At 73.2% G+C, this 21249-nt stretch carries 12 protein-coding genes and 3 pseudogenes; 3 read left to right on the forward strand and 12 right to left on the reverse strand.

The features are described 5' to 3' along the window. Window positions 1-96: 96 nt before the first annotated feature. From leuS to mbhE, 7 genes and pseudogenes are all read right to left on the reverse strand, one after another. Window positions 97-2922, reverse strand: a complete 2826-nt coding sequence (leuS, locus tag ENC19_RS23105; protein ID WP_164449193.1) for a leucine--tRNA ligase — start codon at window positions 2920-2922, stop codon at window positions 97-99. A 231-nt stretch (window positions 2923-3153) separates the two neighbouring features. Further along, the gene (gene mnhG / locus ENC19_RS23110) at window positions 3154-3516 is read right to left on the reverse strand and encodes a monovalent cation/H(+) antiporter subunit G (protein ID WP_164449194.1); all 363 of its coding nucleotides are present in this window, start codon (window positions 3514-3516) and stop codon (window positions 3154-3156) included. Beyond that, the gene (locus tag ENC19_RS23115) at window positions 3513-3770 is read right to left on the reverse strand and encodes a monovalent cation/H+ antiporter complex subunit F (RefSeq protein WP_164449352.1); all 258 of its coding nucleotides are present in this window, start codon (window positions 3768-3770) and stop codon (window positions 3513-3515) included. The genes mnhG and ENC19_RS23115 overlap by 4 nt, the downstream gene beginning before the upstream one ends. A 2-nt stretch (window positions 3771-3772) precedes the next feature. After that, a pseudogene (locus tag ENC19_RS23120) lies at window positions 3773-4149 on the reverse strand (Na+/H+ antiporter subunit E). Window positions 4150-4183: 34 nt separating this feature from the next. Next, window positions 4184-5647 carry a proton-conducting transporter transmembrane domain-containing protein gene (locus tag ENC19_RS23125; RefSeq protein WP_164449195.1) on the reverse strand — a complete coding sequence of 488 codons (1464 nt, stop codon included), beginning with the start codon at window positions 5645-5647 and terminating at the stop codon, window positions 4184-4186. After that, window positions 5644-6042 (reverse strand): sodium:proton antiporter, encoded by a 399-nt coding sequence (locus ENC19_RS23130; RefSeq protein WP_164449196.1) that lies wholly within the window; start codon window positions 6040-6042, stop codon window positions 5644-5646. The genes ENC19_RS23125 and ENC19_RS23130 overlap by 4 nt, the downstream gene beginning before the upstream one ends. Continuing rightward, window positions 6039-8792: a hydrogen gas-evolving membrane-bound hydrogenase subunit E gene (mbhE, locus tag ENC19_RS23135; protein WP_164449197.1), complete on the reverse strand. Its 2754-nt coding sequence runs from the start codon at window positions 8790-8792 to the stop codon at window positions 6039-6041. Before mbhE ends, ENC19_RS23130 begins: the two co-directional genes overlap by 4 nt. A 255-nt stretch (window positions 8793-9047) precedes the next feature. Here mbhE and ENC19_RS23140 point away from each other — a divergent pair, with 255 nt between their 5' ends. Genes ENC19_RS23140 through ENC19_RS23150 form a run of 3 tightly spaced genes read left to right on the forward strand, consistent with a single transcriptional unit; the run spans window position 9048 to window position 13888 of the window. Continuing rightward, complete coding sequence (locus ENC19_RS23140; protein ID WP_164449198.1) at window positions 9048-10100, forward strand: AAA family ATPase; 1053 nt, start codon at window positions 9048-9050, stop codon at window positions 10098-10100. 1 nt (window position 10101) lies between these two features. Continuing rightward, window positions 10102-11400 carry a DUF58 domain-containing protein gene (locus tag ENC19_RS23145; protein WP_164449199.1) on the forward strand — a complete coding sequence of 433 codons (1299 nt, stop codon included), beginning with the start codon at window positions 10102-10104 and terminating at the stop codon, window positions 11398-11400. 16 nt (window positions 11401-11416) lie between these two features. After that, window positions 11417-13888, forward strand: a complete 2472-nt coding sequence (locus ENC19_RS23150) for a transglutaminase TgpA family protein (RefSeq protein WP_164449200.1) — start codon at window positions 11417-11419, stop codon at window positions 13886-13888. A 179-nt stretch (window positions 13889-14067) separates the two neighbouring features. Here the strand turns inward: ENC19_RS23150 and ENC19_RS23155 are convergent, their stop codons facing one another. The 5 genes and pseudogenes from ENC19_RS23155 to ENC19_RS23175 form a co-directional block, all read right to left on the reverse strand. Beyond that, window positions 14068-14463, reverse strand: a complete 396-nt coding sequence (locus tag ENC19_RS23155; protein ID WP_164449201.1) for a DUF3040 domain-containing protein — start codon at window positions 14461-14463, stop codon at window positions 14068-14070. Window positions 14464-14578: 115 nt separating this feature from the next. Further along, on the reverse strand, window positions 14579-15838 hold the full coding sequence (locus tag ENC19_RS23160) for a DNA polymerase IV (RefSeq protein ID WP_164449202.1): 1260 nt from the start codon (window positions 15836-15838) through the stop codon (window positions 14579-14581). A gap of 38 nt (window positions 15839-15876) precedes the next feature. Further along, window positions 15877-17049, reverse strand: coding sequence for an alkaline phosphatase family protein (locus ENC19_RS23165; RefSeq protein WP_164449203.1), 1173 nt, complete (start codon window positions 17047-17049; stop codon window positions 15877-15879). Further along, window positions 17046-17809: pseudogene (locus tag ENC19_RS23170) on the reverse strand (class I SAM-dependent methyltransferase). Before ENC19_RS23170 ends, ENC19_RS23165 begins: the two are co-directional and overlap by 4 nt. Window positions 17810-17844: 35 nt before the next feature. After that, window positions 17845-21227: pseudogene (locus ENC19_RS23175) on the reverse strand (error-prone DNA polymerase). Window positions 21228-21249 lie beyond the last annotated feature (22 nt).

Genomic DNA, 21249 nt, shown 5'->3' on the forward strand with positions numbered 1-21249 from the left:
CGGCCTCGTAGGCGGCGATAGGTTGATCATGAGGTTGACGGCAGCAGTTGATTTTCAACCTGCCGCCAACCTCATGATCAACGAGAAAGGGCGCGGCTACAGGACGATGGAGACCATGCGGGTGGGGATGACGATTACCTTGCGGGGCTCCTTGTCGGCCAGCACGCCGGCGACGGCGGCCAGGGCGGCCTGCCGGACGTCGGTCTCGCCTGCGTCGGCGGGGACCTCGATGCGGGCCCGGACCTTGCCGTTGATCTGCACCGGGTAGGTGACCGTCTCGGCGACCAGCAGCGCCGGGTCGGCGACCGGGAAGTCCGCGTACGTCAGCGAGGTGGCGTGGCCCAGCCGCTGCCACAGCTCCTCGGCGACGTGCGGAGCGAACGGCGCGACCATCAGCACCAGCGGCTCGGCCACCTCGCGGGGGGTACCCGCCAGCCGGGTCACCCCGTTGGTCAGCTCGATCAGCTTGGCGATCGCGGTGTTGAACCGGATCTGCTCCATGTCGCCCCGGACACCGTCGATCACCTTGTGCAGCAGCCGCCGGGTCTGCTCGTCGGCCGGGTCGTCGGTGACCCGGGACTCGCCGGTGCGCTCGTCGACGATGGCCCGCCAGACCCGTTGCAGGAACCGGTACGAGCCGACCACCGCCCGGGTCTCCCACGGGCGGGACACCTCCAGCGGGCCCATCGACATCTCGTACACCCGGAACGTGTCTGCGCCGTAGGCGGCACACATCTCGTCCGGGGTGACCACGTTCTTCAGGGACTTGCCCATCTTGCCGTACTCGCGGTTGACCTGGACGTCGCCCAGGAAGAAGCCGCCGTCGCGCTCGGCGACCTCCTCCGCCGGCACGTACGCGCCCCGGGCGTCGGTGTAGGCGTACGCCTGGATGTAGCCCTGGTTGAACAGCTTGCGGAACGGCTCGAACGACGACACGTGGCCCAGGTCGTACAGCACCTTGTGCCAGAACCGGGCGTACAGCAGATGCAGCACGGCGTGTTCGGCGCCGCCCACGTACAGGTCCACGCCGCCGCAGTCGCCCTCGCCACGCGGGCCCATCCAGTACCGCTCGTTGTCCGCGTCGACGAACCGGTCGCCGTTGGTCGGATCCAGGTAGCGCAGCTCGTACCAGCAGGAGCCGGCCCACTGCGGCATCACGTTCGTCTCCCGGGTGTAGCGCTTCGGGCCGTCACCCAGGTCCAGCTCGACCTCGACCCAGTCCCGGCGGCGCGACAGCGGCGTCTCGGGGTTGCTGTTCGCGTCCTCCGGTTCGAAGGTGCGCGGGGAGAAGTCGTCGACCTCGGGCAGCTCGACCGGCAGCATCTCCTCCGGCAGCGCCACGGCCGCACCGTCGGCGTCGTAGACGATCGGGAACGGTTCGCCCCAGTAGCGCTGCCGGCTGAACAGCCAGTCCCGCAGCCGGTAGGTCACCGCGCCCTGGCCGTTGCCGGTCTCCTCCAGCCAGGCGATGATCCGGGCCTTGGCGTCGGCCACGCCCAGACCGTTCAGGTCCAGGCCGCGCTCGGGCGCGGCGCTGTTGATCGCCGGCCCGTCCCCGGTGTACGCCTTGCCGTCGAAGCCCTCCGACGGCTGCACGGTACGCACGATCGGCAGCTCGAAGACCTCGGCGAACTCCCAGTCCCGCTCGTCCTGGGCCGGCACCGCCATGATCGCGCCGGTGCCGTAGCCGGCCAGCACGTAGTCGGCGATGAAGATCGGGATCTGCCCACCGGTGACCGGGTTCGTGGCGTACGCACCGGTGAAGACGCCGGTCTTCTCCTTCGTCTCGGCCTGCCGCTCCACGTCGGTCTTGGCCGCCGCCGCCTTGCGGTACGCCTCGACGGCCTCCCGCGGGCTGTCGTGCCCGCCGGTCCACGCGTCCCGGGTGCCCGCCGGCCAGGCCGCCGGCACCAGCGTGTCGACCAGCTCGTGCTCCGGGGCCAGCACCATGTAGGTGGCACCGAAGACGGTGTCGGGCCGGGTCGTGAACACCCGGATCGCCGCCGCCGGAGTCGGGAAGTCGATGTGCGCACCCTGCGACCGGCCGATCCAGTTGCGCTGCATCAGCTTGATCGGCTCGGGCCAGTCCAGCTTGTCCAGGTCGTCCAGCAGCCGGTCACCGTACGCGGTGATCCGCATCATCCACTGCTTCAGGTTGCGCTTGAAGACCGGGAAGTTGCCCCGCTCGGAGCGGCCGTCGGCGGTGACCTCCTCGTTGGCCAGCACCGTGCCCAGCCCCGGGCACCAGTTGACCGGCGCCTGCGACACGTACGCCAGGCGGTGGTCGTCGACGATGGCGCGCCGCTCGGCGGCCGACAGCTCGGCCCACGGCCGGCCGTCCGGGGTCCGCCGCACGCCCCCGGCGAACTCGACGATCAGCTCACTGATCGGCCGGGCCCGGCCGGCTTCCCGGTCGTACCAGGAGTTGAAGATCTGCAGGAAGATCCACTGGGTCCAGCGGTAGAAGTCGGTGTCGATGGTGGCCACCGAACGCCGCTGGTCGTGGGCCAGTCCCAGCCGGCGCAGCTGCGCCCGGTACCGGTCGATGTTGGCCACGGTGGTGGTCCGCGGGTGGGTGCCGGTCTGCACCGCGTACTGCTCGGCCGGCAGCCCGAACGCGTCGAAGCCCATCGCGTGCAGCACGTTGCGGCCGGCCATCCGCTGGTACCGGGCGAAGCAGTCGGTGCCGATGTAGCCCAGCGGGTGCCCGACGTGCAGTCCGGCTCCGGACGGGTACGGGAACATGTCCAGCACGTACAGCTTCTCGGCACCGGAGCGCGGATGGCCCGGGTCGGCCAGCGGGCCGGACGGGTTCGGCGCGTGGAAGGCACCCTCCCGTTCCCAACGGTCCTGCCAGCGGCGTTCGATCTCGTCGGCCAGTGCCGCGGTGTACCGGAACGGTGGGACGTCTGCCTCGGTCATGGCCTTCTCCTCGCGTCGCTCGGCGGAGTCTGTCGGAGTGCTGGCTGGTCTCGGATCTGCCTCGGCGGCCCGTCGCGGGCCGGCGGCGGGCACGAAAAAGCCCCTCACGCAGGAGGGGCCGCCGTGCTGTCGCGCGTTCAGCGCATCAGCACGGCCCGATAAGAAGCAGGAAGACTCCGGCCATGTCCGGCAGTGTACCGCGCGTGGCGGGTGGCCGCCGTCGACCACCCCTCAGACCGGGTCGCGGGGCTGCTCGTCGCCACCCTCGCCGGCCCGGCCGCCGAGTTCGTCGTAGCGGGTGACCGGTGCCAGCGGGGCCCCGGACCGGTAGGCGGCCCGCGCCAGCGCGTAGCCGCCGATCGGTGCGGTGAACAGTTGCAGCCCGACGGCGGCCAGGACCACCACCGCGGTACGCCAGCCGGGTATCAGCAGCAGCACGCCGAGCAGCACGCAGCTCACCCCGAGGCTGGCCGCCTTGGCCACGGAGTTCATCCGGTGGTAGACGTCCGGCAGGCGGATCAGGCCGACCGCGCTGATCGCGATCAGCGCGGTGCCGAGCAGCAGCAGCGCCGACGCCACCGAGATCCGGATCATCGCTGCCTCCGGTGCACCAGCCGGGCCATCGCCACCGTCGCGAGGAAGCTCACGAGGGTGCCGGTCAGCACCAGGTCGAGCAGGTCGGGGGCGTGCAGCCGGGCGGCGAGCACCGCCAGGGCCGCCAGGAAGACGAAGAAGCCGAGATCCAGTGCGGCCGCCCGGTCGGCGTCGGTCGGACCGACCACCAGCCGGACGATCACCACCGTCATCGAGCCGGCGAGGACCACGAGCACCGCGTCGAGCAGAATCATCGTCACCGCCGGACCACCTCCGTACGACCGGCGTCGGGACCGTCCGGGTGGGCGGCCGGGCGCAGCGCGGCCAGCAGCCGCCACTCCAGGTCGGTCACCGCCCGCCGGAACGCCACCGGGTCGGCGGCGTACATGCCGTGCACCCACAGTGCGGCGGTGGGTGCACCCTGCACGCTCAGGGTCAGCGTGCCCGGGGTCAGGCTCACCGCCAGCGCCACCGCCGCCACCTCCGTGTCGGTGGCCGCCCGCAGCGGCACCCGCACCACCGCGGGCGCCAGCCGGGAACCCGGCGTGAGGATCTCCCAGGCCACCGCGAGGTTCGCCTGACCAGCCGGACGGCGAAGTAGCCGGCGAACCGCAGGACGCGTCGGACCCGCACCGCCGTGCGGCGGGAATCGTCATCGTGTCGCTGCTCATCGGCCGGTCACCGCCCGTACGTAGCCCGCCGGGTCGCGCAGCTCGGCCGCCGCCGTGTCGGCGAGGACCAGGAGCGGTGCGGCCGCCAACCCGGCCGCCAGGGAGAGACCGGCCAGTGCCAGCGGCGGGCCGACAAGCGTCGGTCCGATCCGCCGGGCCACGGTCGACGAGGCCGGCGGATCGCCGGTGAACAGCGCGCTCCAGATCTTCAGCATGGACAGCAGGGTGACCAGGCTGACCAGCACCGCGACCACCATGGCCAGCCAGGCACCGGACTCCGCGGTGGCCCGCAGCAGCAGGAACTTCGCCAGGAACCCGGAGAACGGCGGCAGGCCGGCCAGCGACAGCGCCGCCCCGGCGAAGGCCAGGGCGAGCGCGGGACGTTGCCCGGCCAGACCGCCGGAGCCGTCGAGCCGGTCGGTACCCCGGCCGGCACGCACCGCCGCCGCGCACAGGAACAACGCCGCCTTCACCAGGATGTACTGGGCCAGGTAGTAGACCGCCGCGGCCAGGCCGACGGCGGTGAACAGGGCCACGCCGAGCAGGACGTAGCCGAGCTGGCTGACCATGTGGAAGGTCAGGATCCGCCGCATCGAGTTCTCGCCCACGGCACCGAGCACGCCGACCACCATCGACAGCAGCGCCACCGCGCCGAGCAGCCAGCGGTATCCGGGATCACCGCCGTAGACCACCGCGTAGATCCGGATCACCGCGTAGAGACCGACCTTGGTCAGCAGCCCGGAGAAGAGCGCCACCACCACCGGCGAGGCCACCGGATAGGTGCGCGGCAGCCAGTCGTGCAGCGGCACCAGCGCGCTCTTGACGCCGAGGGCGAGCAGCACCACACCGCAGGCGACCGCGACCGTCGGTTCGTCGCGTGCCGCGCCGGCCAGCTCACCCAACCCGACTACTCCCGTGGTGCCGTAGACCAGAGCCACCCCGGCCAGCAGCAGGGTGGAGCCGAGCAGGTTGGTGGCGACGTACACCCGTCCCGCGCCGCCGCGCCCGACCCCGCCGGCCAGGCTCAACAGCACGTACGACGGCACCAGCATGACCTCGATCAGCACGAAGAGGTTGAACAGGTCGGTGGTGAGGAACGCGCCGCCGGCCCCGGCGGTGAGCACCAGCACCAACGGCAGGAAGTACGGACGACGGTCGTCTCCGGAGCCGACGGCGGCGACGAGGCAGCCGAGCACCACCAGCGCCGTCACCGTGACCAGCAGGGCGCTGAGCGCGTCCGCCGCCAGGCCGATGGCGATCGGTCCGGGCCAGCCACCGACGCGCAGCACGGCCAGCGCGCCCCCACTGGTCCGCACCAGCAGGACCAGGCCGGCCACCAGCACCACCGTCATGGTGGCGAAGGCGCCGACCCGATGCGTGCCGGGGCGGTTCGGCAGGGCGAGCAGCGCCCCGGCGGCCAGCAGCGGTCCGACCACCGGGATCAGGAGAAGAGCACTCACCGCCGCCGCCCCGTGGTGCCGGGCCTGCCCGCTCCACCGGTGCCGTCGCCGTCGGACTCGGCGTCGCCGTCGTCGTCGTTGTCGTCGTCCATGGGATCCGCACCGCTGGCCGGCCCGCCGGCGCCGCGTCGCAGCAGGCCGAGCAGATGGATGGTGATCCCGAAGGTGATCACGATGGCGGTCAGCACGAACGCCTGCGGCAGCGGGTCGGCGGTGTCCGGGCCCGCCTCCTCCAGCGCCGCGGTCCGCCGGCCGAGTCCGCCGGCGGATAGCAGCACCACGTTGACGGCGTGGCCGAGCAGCACGAAGCCCAGTACCACGCGCAGCAGACCCGGCCGCAGCAGCAGGAACACTCCGGCGGCCACCAGGACGCCGACCACGAACGCGGCGCTCACCGGGCACCTCCGGTCTCCGGCAGGTCGGCCGGCTGGGCCGGCGGCACCCCGAGGCGCCGCACCGCGGCCACCACCAGCGCCAGGACCATCAGGTAGATCCCGAGGTCGAACAGCAGCGACGTGGACAGCGACGGCAACGGATCCGGTGTGCTCAGGGCGAGCGGCGCGAGCAGCGACCGACCTGCGGCGAGCGGCACCAGCGCGGCGACCGTCGCGGTCAGCAGCCCGGTCGCCACCAGCGGAGCCGACCTGAGGCGGCCCAGCAGCGGCGCCCCGCCGGGGTGCGCCAACTGACCGAGCCCGACGGCGGTACCCGCCAGCAGCGCCCCGATGAAGCCGCCGCCGGTCTCCTCGTGTCCACGCAGGAACAGCACCGCCGAGGCGGTCAGCATCACCGGCGCGAGCACCCGGTAGGCGAGACCGAGCACCAGGTCCTCGCCGGCGGGCTCGGTCCTGGCCGGCTCGACCGGCCGACCGGCGGCGAGCCGGACCAGCCCGAGTGCCACCACCGCGAGCACCACCGCCTCACCGAGGGTGTCCAGGGCCCGGAAATCCACCAGGATGGTGTTCACGACGTTGGCGCCGCCGGTCAGTTCCTCCGCCCGGTCGAGGTACCACCGGCCGGGTTCGGACAGCCGGTCGCGCCCGGTCAGCACCGCCGTGCCCGCGGCTGCCGCGCCACCCGTGACGACCGCGAGCAGGGCCGCGCCGGAAACCGACAAGCGTCGACCGACGGGGGCGAGCCGGCGCGGCTGCTGCCGCAGCGCCAGCATGACGACCACCGCGGTCAGCACCTCCACCAGCATCAGGGTCAACGCCACGTCCGGTGCGCCGAGGGTCAGGAACCACGCCGACAGCAGCAGCCCCACCACCCCGGTGAGTCCGATCGCCGCCAGCGCGGAGCGCACCACCAGCAACCCGGCGAGGGCCGTCACGAGCAGCCCCAGCAGCAGCCAGTCACCGGGGCGGGCCGGGTCACCGCCGAGGCCGGCCGGGACGTCGGGCAGCGCCACCGCGGCGACCGCGGCCAGGACCACCGCCGCCAGCAGCGGCCGGGCCAGGTAGGGCGCCGGGCCCGGCGCGTGCGCGCCCCGGGCGACGATCGAGCCCGCGTGCAGCACCGCCTGTCGGGCCCGCTCGAACAACGCGGCGAACGGCGGTGCGGTGGGTACGGCCCGAAGCCACCGGTCCACCCGGACCCGGCCGAGGAACATCAACACGCCCAGCAGCACGGTGAGCACGCTCAGCCCCAACGCCGGGGTGAAGCCGTGCCAGAACGCCAGGTAGGGCGGCGTACCCTCCGGACGCGCGTCGGTCGCGGCCCGCTCCACGAGCGGGCTCAGCACGGCCACCGTGGGGCCGAGCGCGGTCGCCACCAGCGCGGCCACCGCAGCCGGGGCGAGAAACGCCCAGGACGGCTCGCGCAGTTGGCGTTGCCGGGTCGGTCCCTCCACCATCCCGTGCACCAGACGGGCCGCGTACGCGAAGGTGAGCACCGAGGCGAGCACCCCGAGCCCGGCGGCGCACCAGCCCAGCCATCGTCCGCCGTAGGCCCCGCCGAGGGCCTCGAAGATCGCCTCCTTGCCGACGAAGCCGATGGTCGGCGGCAGGCCGGCCATCGACATCGCCGCCAGCACGGTGAGCCAGACCGTCGCGGGCATCACCCGGTGCAGTCCGCCCAGCTCCCGCACGTCACGGCTGCCCGCCTGATGGTCGATGATGCCGACCAGCATGAACAGGGTCGCCTTGAACAGCGCGTGGGCGACGGTGTAGAGGATCGCCGCCGCGTCGGCGGCCGGGGTACCGACGCCGATCACCCCGACCAGCAGGCCGAGCTGACTGACCGTCGAGTACGCCAGCAGCGCCTTCAGGTCGTACTGACGCAGCGCGAGTAGCGCGCCGAGGATCGCGGTGAGCAGCCCGACGGCGATCAGTGTGCCGTTCCACGTCCAGGAGCCGGCGAACACCGCCGAGAAGCGCATCAGCAGATAGATACCGGCCTTCACCATCGTCGCCGCGTGCAGGTACGCGCTCACCGGCGTGATCGCCACCATCGCGCCGGGCAGCCAGAAATGGAACGGCAGCTGCGCGGACTTGGTGAACGCCGCGACGATCACCAGCGTCGCCACCACCCAGGCCGGTCCGCCGTTCAGCCGCTCCGGCTCGGCCACGACGGTGTCCAGGCTGGTGGTGCCGAGGTGCACCGCCAGCAGCACGATCGCGGCCAGCAGCGCCAGACCGCCGGCGACGGTGACCAGCAACGCCCGCACGGCGGGCCCGGTCGCCGCCGGCCGGCCGCCCTGCCCGATCAGGACGAAGGAGAGGATCGAGGTGAGTTCCCAGAAGACGAAGAGCACCAGCAGGTCGTCGGCGAGGACCAGGCCCAGCATCGCGGCGGCGAAGAGGGTCATCGTGACGTACACCCGCTCCTGCTCCACCTCGGTGCCGTCGAGGTAGCGGGGGCAGTAGGCCATGATGAGCGCGCCCACACCCAGGGCCAGCAACGCGAAGACCAACCCCAGTGCGTCCATCCGCAGCGCGGCGTGGACCTCCAGTCCGGGCAGCCACCGCCACGCCACGGCGACCTCCCGGTCGTCGAGGATCACCGGCAACCGGCTGAGCAACAGTGCCGCCCCGGCGAGGTAGCCGGCGGCCAGCGGATACCCGGCGTTGCGGTCGAAGCGCCGCACCAGCAGCGGTACGCAGGCCGCCAGGCCGACCTGCCAGGCGAGCGCGGCGGCGAGGATCACCTCGTCATGTCCTCCCGTCCGGGCAGGCGGATTCGACGCCGCTTACCCGGCAGAACCGACGACATGCGCTGCGTAAATGACAAATCACTGCGTAAGCGCTCAAACACCTGCGGCGGTCGGCGTTGACGACAAACATGGTTAGCCTGAGAGGCCAGTGAGATTGCCGCGGCACATGAGGCTCGTACGTCGCGAACGAAACGGCGGGGCCAGGTGCTCTTGTAGAGAGCTGCCGTGACGGCGACGAGGAGGAGGCCCGTGACACAACAGACCTGGGACGACGTTGGCGGTCTGCTGCCGTACGACGAGTTCCGCGCCGCCAGTGACGCGATCGTTACCAACATCGAACAGGTCATCGAGGGCAAGACCGCGACCGTGCGGCTGGCGCTGGCCGTCCTGCTCGCCGAGGGTCACCTGCTCATCGAGGACGTGCCCGGCGTCGGCAAGACCAAGCTGGCCAAGGCCCTGGCCCGGTCGATCGACTGCTCGGTGCGCCGCATCCAGTTCACACCGGACCTGCTGCCCAGCGACGTCACCGGGGTCAGCGTCTACAACCAGGAGACCCACGACTTCGAGTTCCGCCCGGGTGCCGTCTTCGCCAACCTGGTAGTCGGCGACGAGATCAACCGGGCCTCGCCGAAGACCCAGTCCGCGCTGCTGGAGTGCATGGAGGAACGGCAGGTCACCGTCGACGGCGTGACCTACCAGTTGCAGACGCCGTTCATGGTGATCGCCACCCAGAACCCGATCGAGATGGAGGGCACCTACCCGCTGCCGGAGGCGCAGCGCGACCGGTTCACCGCCCGCATCGCCATGGGATACCCGGACCCGACCGCCGAGCTGGCCATGCTCGACGGGCACGGGGCGCTCGACCCGCTGTCCGGGCTGCGGCCGGTTTCCGACGCCGACACCGTACGCCGGCTGATCGGTCACGTCCGGCAGGTGCACGTCGCCGACGCGGTCAAGCAGTACGCGGTCGACCTGGTCACCGCCACCCGCGAGTCACCCGACCTGCGCCTGGGCGCCTCTCCCCGGTGCACCCTGCAACTGCTGCGCACCGCCCGCGCGGTGGCCGCCCTCGACGGGCGTGACTACGTCCTGCCCGACGATCTCCAGGTGCTCGCCGTGCCGGTGCTGGCACACCGGATCATCCCCACGGCCGACGCCCAGCTCGCCCGGCGTACCACCGACGCGATCGTCGCCGACCTGGTGCACCGGTTGCCGCTGCCGCACGACCGCAAGCGCTCGCCCTACGACACCCGGCCACCGAGCGGTAACGGCCGGGCCCCCTTCGAGCCGCGGAGGCCGTGACGTGCGTGTCGGGCTGCGCGGGCTGACCACCCGCGGCCGCTCCTTCCTGGCCGCGGCGGTGGCGGCGGCCGTCTCCGCCGGCATCCTCGGCGAGAAGGACCTGTTGCGGGTGGCCGTGCTGCTGGCCGTCCTGCCGCTGCTCGCCGCGCTCTACGTCGGTCGCAGCCGCTACAAACTCGCCTGTCACCGGTCGCTGGAGCCACACCGGGTGCCGGTCGGCGCGACCGCCCGGGTGGTGCTGCGCCTGCAGAACATGTCCCGGCTACCCACCGGCACCCTGCTGCTGGAGGACCGGCTCCCGTACGCCCTGGGCAGCCGGCCCCGGGTGGTGCTGGAACGGCTCGGCGCGCACCAGGCCAGTTCCGTGGCGTACACGGTGCGTGCCGACGTGCGGGGCCGGTACGAGGTGGGGCCGCTCGTGGTCCGGATGACCGACCCCTTCGGCCTCTGCGAACTCACCCGCGCCTTCCCCGGCACCGACCGGCTCACGGTCGTCCCGCAGGTGGTTCCGTTGCCGTCGGTGCGGCTGCCCGGTGAGTACGCCGGCAGCGGTGAGAGCCGGGCCCGCTCGGTGGCGGTGCACGGCGAGGACGACGCGGCCACCCGGGAGTACCGGCGCGGCGACGACCTGCGCCGGGTGCACTGGAAGTCGACCGCGCGCACCGGCGAGCTGATGGTGCGACGGGAGGAGCAGCCCTGGGAGAGCCGGGCCACGGTGCTGCTGGACACCCGCGCGTACGGCCACCGGGGCGACGGGCCGACGGCCAGCTTCGAGTGGGCGGTCTCCGCCGCCGCCAGCATCGCGGTGCATCTGCGCCAGGCCGGCTACAAGCTTCGCCTGGTGACCGGCTCGGGCGCGGACGTCGACGCCACCGAGGGCGCCGGCGACGGCCTGCTGCTCGACCAGCTCGCCGAGGTCAGACTCGACCAGCGGGTCGAGATCACCACCCTGGTGCAGCACGTCCGGCAACGCGCCGACGGCGGGCTGATCATCGGCCTGTTCGGGTCGCTGAGCACCGCCGAGGCGGAACTGCTGGCCGGGCTGCGGGCCAACGGCGCCACCTGTGTCTGTTTCCTGCTGGACAGCTCCGCCTGGCTGAACCTGCCGACGCCCGCGCGGGCGGAGGCCGATCAGGCGCACGACACCGCGGCACTGGCGCTGCTGCATTCCGGCTGGCGGGTGATCGGCGTCGACCACGGCGGCCGGTTGCCGGCGCTCTGGCCACAGGCCGGGCGGGGCTCGCAGGGGTTCGCGCTGCGCGCGGCGATGGCCGAGACCGTGGCCGGTGGCGTGCGATGAACGGAAGGTCCCCCTCATGATCGCCCATCGGAACCTGGGATTGGTCGCCGCCGGCGCGACGCTGCTCGCGGCGGCGCCGCTGTCGGCCATCTTCGAGCGCTGGACGTGGCTGGTCCAGGCGGTCATCGCGGTGGCCGCGGTGGCGGCCGCGGCGGCGCTGGCCCGGCTCGGCCGGACTCCGCTGTGGGTGCAGATCCTGGCCATGGTCGGCGGCCTCACCCTCGCCCTGACCTGGCTGTTCCCCAGCGGCAGCGAGTTGCTGGCGGTGCTGCCCACCCCGGCCACCTTCGGGCACTTCGCCGAGCTGCTCGGCAACTCGGTCGAGGACATGCGCTCCCACGGCGTGAAGGTCCCGGACACCGACCCGCTGCTGTTCGTCACCGTGCTCGGCATCGGCGGGGTGGCGGTGCTGGTTGACGTGCTCTGCGTCGGGCTGCGCCGCCCCGCCCTGGCCGGCCTGCCGATGCTTGCCATCTACTCGGTGCCGGTGGCGGTCTACGTGGACAGCGTTCCGCCGGTGCCGTTCGCGATCGGCGCCGCCGGTTTCCTGTGGCTGCTGGTCACCGACAACGTGGACCGGGTCCGCCGGTTCGGCCGCCGGTTCACCGGCGACGGCCGCGACGTCGACGTCTGGGAGTCGTCGCCGCTGGCCGCCGCCGGCCGCCGCCTGGCGGTGGTGGGCCTCGCGCTGGCCGTGCTGGTGCCGTTGGCCGTGCCCGGGATGACCGCCGGGCTGATGACCACCCTCAACTCCGGCGCCGGCTCCGGCATCGGTCCCGGGTTCGGCGGCTCACCCGGTCGGGTCGATCTCTTCGCCGCGCTCAGTGGGCAGCTCAACCAGTCCCAGGTGACCGACCTGGTGACCGTCACCACCACCGAGGAGGAGCCCTTCTACCTGCGCTTCGGGGTCGCCGACGACCTGCGTACCGACGGCTTCCGGGTGCGCGGCCCCAACGGCAGGCGGGTCAACGGCGACCTACCCGATCCCTCGGGGCGCTCGGTGCCGGGCGTGCAACGCACCCGGCAACGGGCCACCGTGCAGGTCAGCCGGGAACTGAACATGCCGCTGCTGCCGGTCTACGCCGAGCCGGTCAGCTTCGCCGAGTTGGGCAACAGCTGGTTCTACGACCCGAACCTGCAGGTCGTCTTCTCCAACCGGGAGAACTCCCGGGGCAAGGAGTACTCCTTCGACTACGTACGCTCGTCGTACAGCCCGCAGGCGCTGCGGCGGGCCCAGCCGCTGCCGGCGGACCTGCCGCTGCGCCGGCAGCAGACCGTGACGCCGGACGTGCCGGAGGTCCGCACCCTGGTGGAGGACCTGACCCGGGGGGCCAGCACCGAGTACGACAAGGTGCGGGCCATCTACGACTACTTCTCCGAGGACAACGGCTTCAGCTACCGGCTCAGCACCGAGCAGGGCACCAGCGGCCAGGCGATTCTCGACTTCCTGCAGAACAAGGTCGGCTACTGCCAGCAGTACGCCGCGGCGTTGGCCTGGATGGTCCGCGACGCGGGGATCCCGGCCCGGGTCGCCTTCGGGTTCACCAACGGCAGCCGGCGCAGCGACGACACGCTCACCCTGACCAACCGCAACCTGCACGCCTGGACCGAGGTCTACTTCGACCAGATCGGCTGGGTGCCCTTCGACGCCACCCCGGCCTACGGTGTGCCGGGCTCGACCCGCTCGGCCTGGGCGCCGGACGTGGACGCCCCGGAGGAGAGCACGCCGCAGGGCGGCACGTCGGACACCCCCGACGAGACGGACCCGTCGGCCGACGCGGAGCAGGGACCGAACCAGTTCGAGGAGGGCGAGGACCCGGGCGCGGCGGCCGGCTCGGACACCCCTGCCGAGCAGCGGTCCCGCTGGCCGTGGCTGGTCGCCGCCAGCGTCCTGACGCTGCTGGTGTTGCTCGCCGTGCCCGCACTGCGCCGGCTCGCCCTGCGTCGCCGTCGGGGCCGGCCGGCACCGGTGGTACGGACGGTCGACGCGTCGGACGCGGCCCCGTCCGCGACCGGTCAACCGGTCATGGTGGTCGCCACCGATCCGGACCGGGCGCGGGCCGACGCGCACGCCGCCTGGGACGAACTGATCGACACGCTTGTCGACTACCGGATCGGGGTGGACCGGACGGAAACCCCACGCGCCACGGCGGAGCGGCTGGCCCGGGAGCGGCTGGCCACGCAGGACGACGCCGGGTCGGCGGTACGCCTGCTCGGGCGGGCGGAGGAGCGGGCCCGTTACGCGCGGGACCCGTTGACCGGCGAACCGCTGCCGGCAGCCTTGCGGACGGTGCGCGGCGCACTCGCCGGGCAGGCCGATCGGCGGACCCGCCTGGTGGCGACCGTGCTGCCGCCGTCGGTGTTGTCCCGGTGGCGCACCGCCGTCGCGGACAACTCGTCCCGACTGGTCAACTCGGCCGGGCAGGTGCGCCGGAGGCTGCTGCGGTTCAGTCCGCGCCGATTGATCGCCAGCCGCGCGGGGCGCTGACGCCAACCGTGCGCGGGCGCTGATCCCGTTGCCGGCGACACCATCGGAGGTCGCCGGCAACGCGCCGCCGGCAGGCGGGCGACACGGAGCCTCGCACGGCACCCTGGCCGTTTGCGCGCCACTCACCCCGGGCAGCCCAGCCCGGGGTGACGTGCTTCCTCGTCAGCGGCGGAACGGGGTCAGCGGTGCCCCTCCGGGCGCTGCCGCCACCGGTCCTCCATCCGGTCGAGGAAACCCGACTTCCGGCCGGCACGGCCTCGGAACCGGCGACGACTCGCCGTGCCCCCGACGACGTGCAGGTCGGGTGACTGCGCCCGACGATGCGACTGCACCGCGAACGCGGCCGAGGCCAGCATGACTACGAATCCCGCCACTGCCAGCGGCGGAGTCTTGATCACCGCGCCATAGACCAGCAACGCCAGGCCAGCGATGATCACGCCGGCAGCGACGAGCAGGCGACGCCGCGCGTGGAAGCGCGGATCGCTGGCGCGCACGGCCGAGGCGAACTTGGGGTCCTCGGCAAGCGACCGCTCGATCTGCTCGAACAGCCGCTGCTCGTGCTCCGAGAGCGGCACGGCACTCCTCCCCGGTCACGTTGGTCGGTCCGGTCGGACCGACAGACCGTGGCAGCCAACCGGCTGCTTACCCGCAAGTCTACGAGGGCCCTCGCGCGTCGGAAAGCGGGACGACCTACGGTCGGGTCGGATTTTCATTTCGTCGGGGATCGCGCCCGGTGAGAAGACTGGCCGGTCCTATGACGGACCGCCCGAAACGGGCAGCCGCCGCGTCGGCGGCGACCTCCGCCTCCCGCCAGCCTCTCTCCGGCTGCCCGAGGGCGAGCTGCTGCGGCGTCTGGTCCGCCGCCGTCAATCCCTCCGCCCGGACACCGAGCAGGCGGATCCGCTCACCCGGGTTCAACGCGGTGTAGAGCGCCCACGACGTGTCGAACATCTCCCGGGCCACGTCGGTGGGCACGTCCAGGGTGCGGGCCCGGCTCACGGTGCGGAAGTCGGCGGTGCGCACCTTGAGCGACACCGTCCGCCCCACCTGCCCGCCGGCCCGCAACCGGGCACCGACCTTCTCCGCCAGGGCCAGCAGAGTCCGGCGGATCTCGGCCGGGTCGTCGACGTCCACGTCGAAGGTGACCTCCGCGCCGATCGACTTCTCCGCCTGCTCCGGGCTGACCCGGCGTGGGTCACGGCCCCAGGACAGCTCGTGCAGGTGCGCGGCGGCCGCCTCGCCGAGCGCGGTCCGCAGCATGCCCGGCGGCGCCTGCGCGAGGTCGCCGATGGTACGCAGACCGAGCCGCAGCAGTGCCTGCTCGGAACGCTCCCCCACCCCCCACAACGCGCCGACCGGCAGCGGGTGGAGGAACTCGAGCACCCGGTCGGCCGGCACCACGAGCAGACCGTCGGGCTTCGCCCGGGTCGAGCCGAGCTTGGCCACGAACTTGCTCGGCGCGACCCCGACCGAGCAGGTCAGCCCCTGCTCGGTGGCGACCCGCTCCCGGATGCGGCGGGCGATCTCCGCCGGCCGGCCGAACAGTCGCCGGGCACCGGCGACGTCGAGGAACGCCTCGTCCAGCGAGAGCGGCTCGACCAGCGGCGTGACGTCCCGGAAGATCTGCATGACCGCCCGCGAGGCCGCCGCGTAGCGGGCGAAGTCGGGGGGAAGGAAGACCGCGTGCGGGCAGAGGGCCCGGGCCCGCATCGTGGGCATCGCGCTGCGAACGCCGTACCGCCGGGCCTCGTAGCTGGCCGAACTGACCACGCCGCGCGCACCGACCCCACCGACCACGACGGCCCGGCCGCGCAGCTCCGGTCGGTGCCGGACCTCCACCGAGGCGTAGAAGGCGTCCATGTCGACGTGCAGGATCGGGCACCCGGCGTCGTCGGCGCCGGGCCCGAACCGGGGATCGCCGCCCCGGGGTAGCGACTGGCTGCGGCCCACCCGCGCAGGTTAGCCCGCCGGGCTGACATTCCGGCCGGTCAGCCCCGCACCACCAGCAGCGGAATGGTCATCTCGGCCGCGGTGTCCGCACCGTGGAAGGCCACCAACCGGGACACCATCGGCGGCTCCGACCGACTGGCCAGCACGGCGTACGTGTCGTTGCAGACCACCACGACGTCGCCGATCCGGTCCAGGTGGCCGGCGGCCACCGGCCCGAACCGGCCGCTGGCCACCGCCTCCTCACGGGTGAGCACCCGGGCGGCGGTGCCGAGCACGGCCGACCAGGCGGCCACCACGTCGGCGGTGGCTCCCGGTGCGACATGCAGGTAACGCACCCGGGGTTCGCCGGCGACCACCCGCACCCCGGCGGTCAACCGGGGATTGGTGTCCAGGTCGAACCGATCCCCGGCGGGAATGTCGAGCTGACCGTGGTCGGCGGTGACCAGCAGCGCGGCGTCGGGCGGCAACCCGTCCACCAGCCGGGCCAGCAATCCGTCCATCTCGGTCACCGCCACCCGCCACGGCAACGAGTCGACGCCGCTGAGATGACCGTGCCGGTCGACGTCCGGATGGTAGGCGGAGACGAGAGTCGGACCGGGCCCGGCGGTCAGCGCCGCCAGCGTGGTGGCGGCCACCGCGTCGACACCGGCCGCGCCCCGGTAGTCACCACCCCGGTTGGCGGCCAGGGTCAGACCGGTGCCACCGAACTCCGGCCGGCTCACCACGGTCACCGCCACACCCGCCGCCCGGGCCCGTTCCAGCTGGGTGGGAACCGGCTGCCAGCGCAGCGGGTCGGGATCGCCGTCGCGCCACTCGATGTGGTTGAGGACCCGCTCGGTGCCCGGAAGGCACACGGTGAAGCCGAGCACCCCGTGCGCGCCGGGCGCCACGCCGGTGCCCAGGGTGACCAGGCTGGTCGGGGTGGTGGAGGGGAAACCGGAGGTGAGCGGTCGACCGGAGGCGGCGGTCAGCCCGGTCAGCGTCGGCGCGTACGGCGCGGCGGTCGGGATCTGGTACCAGCCGAGGCCGTCGACCAGCAGCACCGCGATCCGGCGCACCCCGGACAGTTCGGCGGCGAGGCCGAGCGGGTCCGCGACGCCGGGGACACCGAGCACGGCCAGCGCGCTGGGCAGCACGTCGGCGAGGCTGCCGCCGCCGTACCCCGGCGCGACGACCTCCAGCGGGCGGGCCCGGCCGATCACGCCGGTCATGCCGGACGGCGGGCGAACAGGTGCAGCTGGGCCGCGACGTCCCGCCAGGGTGGTCGCGCGGCGAGCGTCCGCTCCAACTCGACCAGGGCAGCGGCCTGACCGTCCGCCACGGCCGCGGGCAGCAGGTCGGCCAGGACGCGTACGCCGTGGATCTCCTCGACGGTGAGACCAGCGGCGGTCAGCAGCGCGGCGGCGCCCTCGACGTCGAAGCGGCGGCGCAGGGTGTCCCGCTCGCCGGCGGAGCCGACCGGGTCGGCGGCCAGGGTCGCGGCCACGTCGAGGTGCCCGTTCATCGCCCGGCCGAGCACCGCGGCGGCCCGCCCGGCGACCAGCACGCTCGCCGCACCGCCCGGTCGGAGCACGCCGGCCAGCGCGGACACCACAGGTGCCGGGTCGTCGACGACCTCCAGCACGGCGTGGCAGAGCACCAGGTCGACGCTGGCCGGCTCGATCAGCCCGGCCAACGCGTCGGCGTCACCCTGCACCGCGCGCACCCACCCGGCCACCCCCGCCTCGGCGGCCGGCGGCTGAGCGCGGCGAGCGCGTCGGGACTGGCGTCGACCACTGTCACCCGGTGCCCGGCCTGGGCCAGCGGCACCGCGAAGCCGCCGGTGCCACCCCCCACGTCCAGCACGGTCAGCTCGGCGGCCGGCCGGCGGTCCAGCTCGGCGCGCAGCACCGACCAGACCACGGCGGTACGGGGGGTGAGCGGCGGCCCGGCCGGGCCTGGGGTCTGTTCCACCCGGTCGAGCCTAGTCAGCCGGGCACAGATCGCCAGGGGGCACCTGCCCACCGTCAGCGGAAGTCGCGGGAGGCGGGGCGGACCGGTGCCTCGATCGGGTCCAGCCGGTCGGCGACCAGGTTGACCACCCCCTCGTGCCGCTGTAGCCGCCCCCGCACCACCAACGCCGTGCTGGTGCGGGCCACCCGTCGATGCCGCTGCCACAGCCCTGGCGAGCAGGTGACGTTGAGCATGCCGGTCTCGTCCTCCAGGTTGAGGAAGGTGACCCCACCGGCGGTCGCGGGCCGCTGCCGATGGGTGACGATGCCACCGACCCGGATCCGCCGGCCCGGTTCCACCCGGCCCAACCGGTCGATCGGGACCGCGCCCACGGCGTCCAGCTGCGGCCGGATGAACCGGGCCGGGTGGTTCTCCGGCGACAAACCGGTGGCCCAGACGTCGGCGACCAGCCGGTCTACCTCCTCCATTCCGGGCAGCACGGGTGCCTCCGTACCGGTGACCGTGCCGGGCAGCCGACCGGGCCGCTCCTGGGCCGCCGCGCCGGCCGCCCAGAGCGCCTGCCGCCGGGTCAGCCCGAAACAGGCGAAGGCGTCCGCGGTGGCCAGCGCCTCCAACTGGGCGGCGGTCAGACCCACCCGCCGGGCCAGATCCGGCATGTCGCGGTACGGGCCGTCCGCCGCCCGCTCGGCCTCGATCCGCTCGGCCACACCGTCGCCGAGGGTACGCACGCTGGACAGCCCGAGCCGGACCGCCGGGCCGCCCAGCCCCCAGGCGTGCGGCGGTTCCCCCGCCCGGCTGCCCCAGCGGGTGTCCGGGGTGGACTCCAGCACCGGCTTCGCGTCGCTGGCGTTGACGTCCGGTCGGCGTACCTGCACACCGTGCCGGCGGGCGTCGTCGACCAGGGTCTGCGGCGAGTAGAAGCCCATCGGCTGGGCGCTGAGCAGCGCGGCCAGGAACGGACCGGGGTGGTAGCGCTTCAGCCAGGAACTGGCGTAGACCAGGTAGGCGAAGCTCATCGCGTGGCTCTCCGGGAAGCCGTAGCTGGCGAACGCGGTGAGCTTGCGGTAGACGTCGTCGGCCAGTTCACCGGTGATGCCGCGCTCGGCCATGCCCTGGTAGAGCCGGTCGGCGATCTGCTCCATCCGCTGCACCGACCGTTTGGCGCCCATCGCCCGGCGCAGCTGGTCGGCCTCGGCCGCGTCGAAGCCGGCCAGGTCGATGGCGAGCTGCATCAGCTGCTCCTGGAACAGCGGCACGCCGAGGGTCTTCTCCAGCGCGTTACGCATCAGCGGATGCGGGTAGGTCACCGGCTCCTGGCCGTTCTTGCGCCGGATGTACGGGTGCACCGAGCCGCCCTGGATCGGACCGGGCCGGATCAGCGCCACCTCGACCACCAGGTCGTAGAACGTCCGGGGCTTGAGCCGGGGCAGGGTGGCCATCTGGGCGCGGCTCTCCACCTGGAACACCCCGACCGAGTCGGCCCGGCAGAGCATGTCGTAGACCTCGGGGTCGTCCAGCGTCATGTCGCCGAGATCCAGGCTCATCCCGATCATGTCGTAGCCGTAGTGCAGGGCCGACAGCATGCCGAGACCGAGCAGGTCGAACTTGACCAGGCCGACGGCGGCGCAGTCGTCCTTGTCCCACTGGAGCACGCTGCGCCCGGGCATCCGCCCCCACTCCACCGGGCAGACCTCGATCACCGGCCGGTCGCAGATCACCATGCCGCCGGAGTGGATGCCCAGGTGCCGGGGGAACGTCTGGAGTTCGTTGGCGTACGCGACCACCTGCTCGGGGATCTCCGGCACGTCCACCGTGGCCACGTCGCCCCACCGGTCGATCTGCTTGCTCCAGGCGTCCTGCTGGCCGGGTGGGAAGCCGAACGCCTTGGCCACGTCCCGCACCGCCGAGCGGGGCCGGTAGGAGATCACGTTGGCCACCTGGGCGGTGTGCTCCCGGCCGTAGCGGGCGTAGACGTGCTGGATGACCTCCTCCCGGCGGTCGGACTCGATGTCCACGTCGATGTCGGGCGGCCCGTCGCGCTCGGGAGCCAGGAACCGCTCGAACAGCAGCCGGTGCCGGACCGCGTCCACGTTGGTGATCCGCAGCGCGTAGCAGACCGCCGAGTTCGCCGCCGAACCCCGGCCCTGGCAGTAGATGTCCGCCCGGCGGCAGAAGTCGACGATGTCGTACACCACCAGGAAGTAGCCGGGGAAGCCCAGCTCCTCGATCATGTTCAGCTCGTGGTCGAGTTGCGCGTACGCCTGCGGGTGCGCCTCGCGCGGGCCGTAGCGTTCCCGGGCGCCGGTCTCGGTGAGGTGGCGCAGCCAGCTCATCTCGGTGTGCCCCGACGGCACCGGGTACGCCGGCAGCTGCGGCGCCACGAGCTGGAGGTCGAAGGCCAGCTCGGCACCGAACTCGGCGGCCCGGGCCACGGCGCCCGGGTAGGCGGCGAACCGGGCCGTCATCTCGGCGCCGTCCCGCAGGTGGGCGGTGCCCGCCGCGGGCAGCCGTCGATCTCGTCCAGGCTGCGTCGGGCCCGCACGGCCGCCAGGGTGGTGGCCAGTCGCCGCCGCCCCGGTGTCGCGTAGTGCACGTTGTTCGTGGCCACCGTGGGCAGGCCGGCGGCGGTCGCCAACTCGGCCAGGGCGTCGTTGCGGTCGCCGTCGACCGGATGCCCGTGGTCGGTCAGCTCCACCGCCACCGTCTCCGCGCCAAACAGCGCGGTGAGCCGGTCCAGCTCGCGGGCCGCCGCGTCGACCCCCTCGGTGAGCAGGGCGGCCGGCACGTGCCCCTTGCGGCAGCCGGTGAGCACCAGCACGTGGTCGCGCAGGTCGGCGGCGATCTCCTCCAGCTCACCGTAGACCGGGCGGCCCTTCTCACCGCCCCGCAGCTGGGCGCGGGCGATGGTCGCGGCCAGCCGGGCGTACCCCTCGTGGCCGTGAGCCAGCAGCAGCAGGTGGTTGCCGTGCGGGTCGGGTACGCCGTTCTGCGGACCGGGCAGGCCGAGGGACAGTTCCGCTCCGAAGATCGTCGGCAGGCCCAGCGCGCGGGCCGCCTCGGCGAACCGCACCACGCCGTAGAACCCGTCGTGGTCGGTGACGGCGAGGGCGGTGAGTCCCAACCGGACGGCCTCCTCGGCCAGTTCCTCGGGGTGGCTGGCACCGTCGAGGAAGCTGAAGTTGGTGTGCGCGTGCAGCTCGGCGTACGGCGGCACGCCGTCGGGCCGGGCCAGTTCCGGCGGCCGGTAGTGCTCCCGCCGCCGGCTCCAGGCCGGCGAGTCACCCCCGTCGGCGTCGACCGCCAGCGGATCCACCACATGCAGGTGCCGCTCCGCGCCGCTGCCCTTTCCGCCGTCGCTGCCCTTCCCGCCGGTCGACCGCCCGGAGAGCACCCGCTCCAGCTCCGACCACGGCAGCCGGGGATTGTGGAAACTCACCGCCGCCACCTCGCCGTCGCGC

The organism is Verrucosispora sioxanthis (assembly GCF_010560025.1).
GTDB lineage: Bacteria > Actinomycetota > Actinomycetes > Mycobacteriales > Micromonosporaceae > Micromonospora > Micromonospora palythoicola.

Excerpts from the sequence above, each read along its gene's own strand:
- leuS (WP_164449193.1), bottom strand. The coding sequence starts at position 2,922 with ATGACCGAGGCAGACGTCCCACCGTTCCGGTACACCGCGGCACTGGCC.
- mnhG (WP_164449194.1), bottom strand. The coding sequence starts at position 3,516 with ATGATCCGGATCTCGGTGGCGTCGGCGCTGCTGCTGCTCGGCACCGCG.
- ENC19_RS23115 (WP_164449352.1), bottom strand. The coding sequence starts at position 3,770 with ATGATTCTGCTCGACGCGGTGCTCGTGGTCCTCGCCGGCTCGATGACG.
- ENC19_RS23150 (WP_164449200.1), top strand. The coding sequence starts at position 11,417 with ATGATCGCCCATCGGAACCTGGGATTGGTCGCCGCCGGCGCGACGCTG.
- ENC19_RS23165 (WP_164449203.1), bottom strand. The coding sequence starts at position 17,049 with ATGACCGGCGTGATCGGCCGGGCCCGCCCGCTGGAGGTCGTCGCGCCG.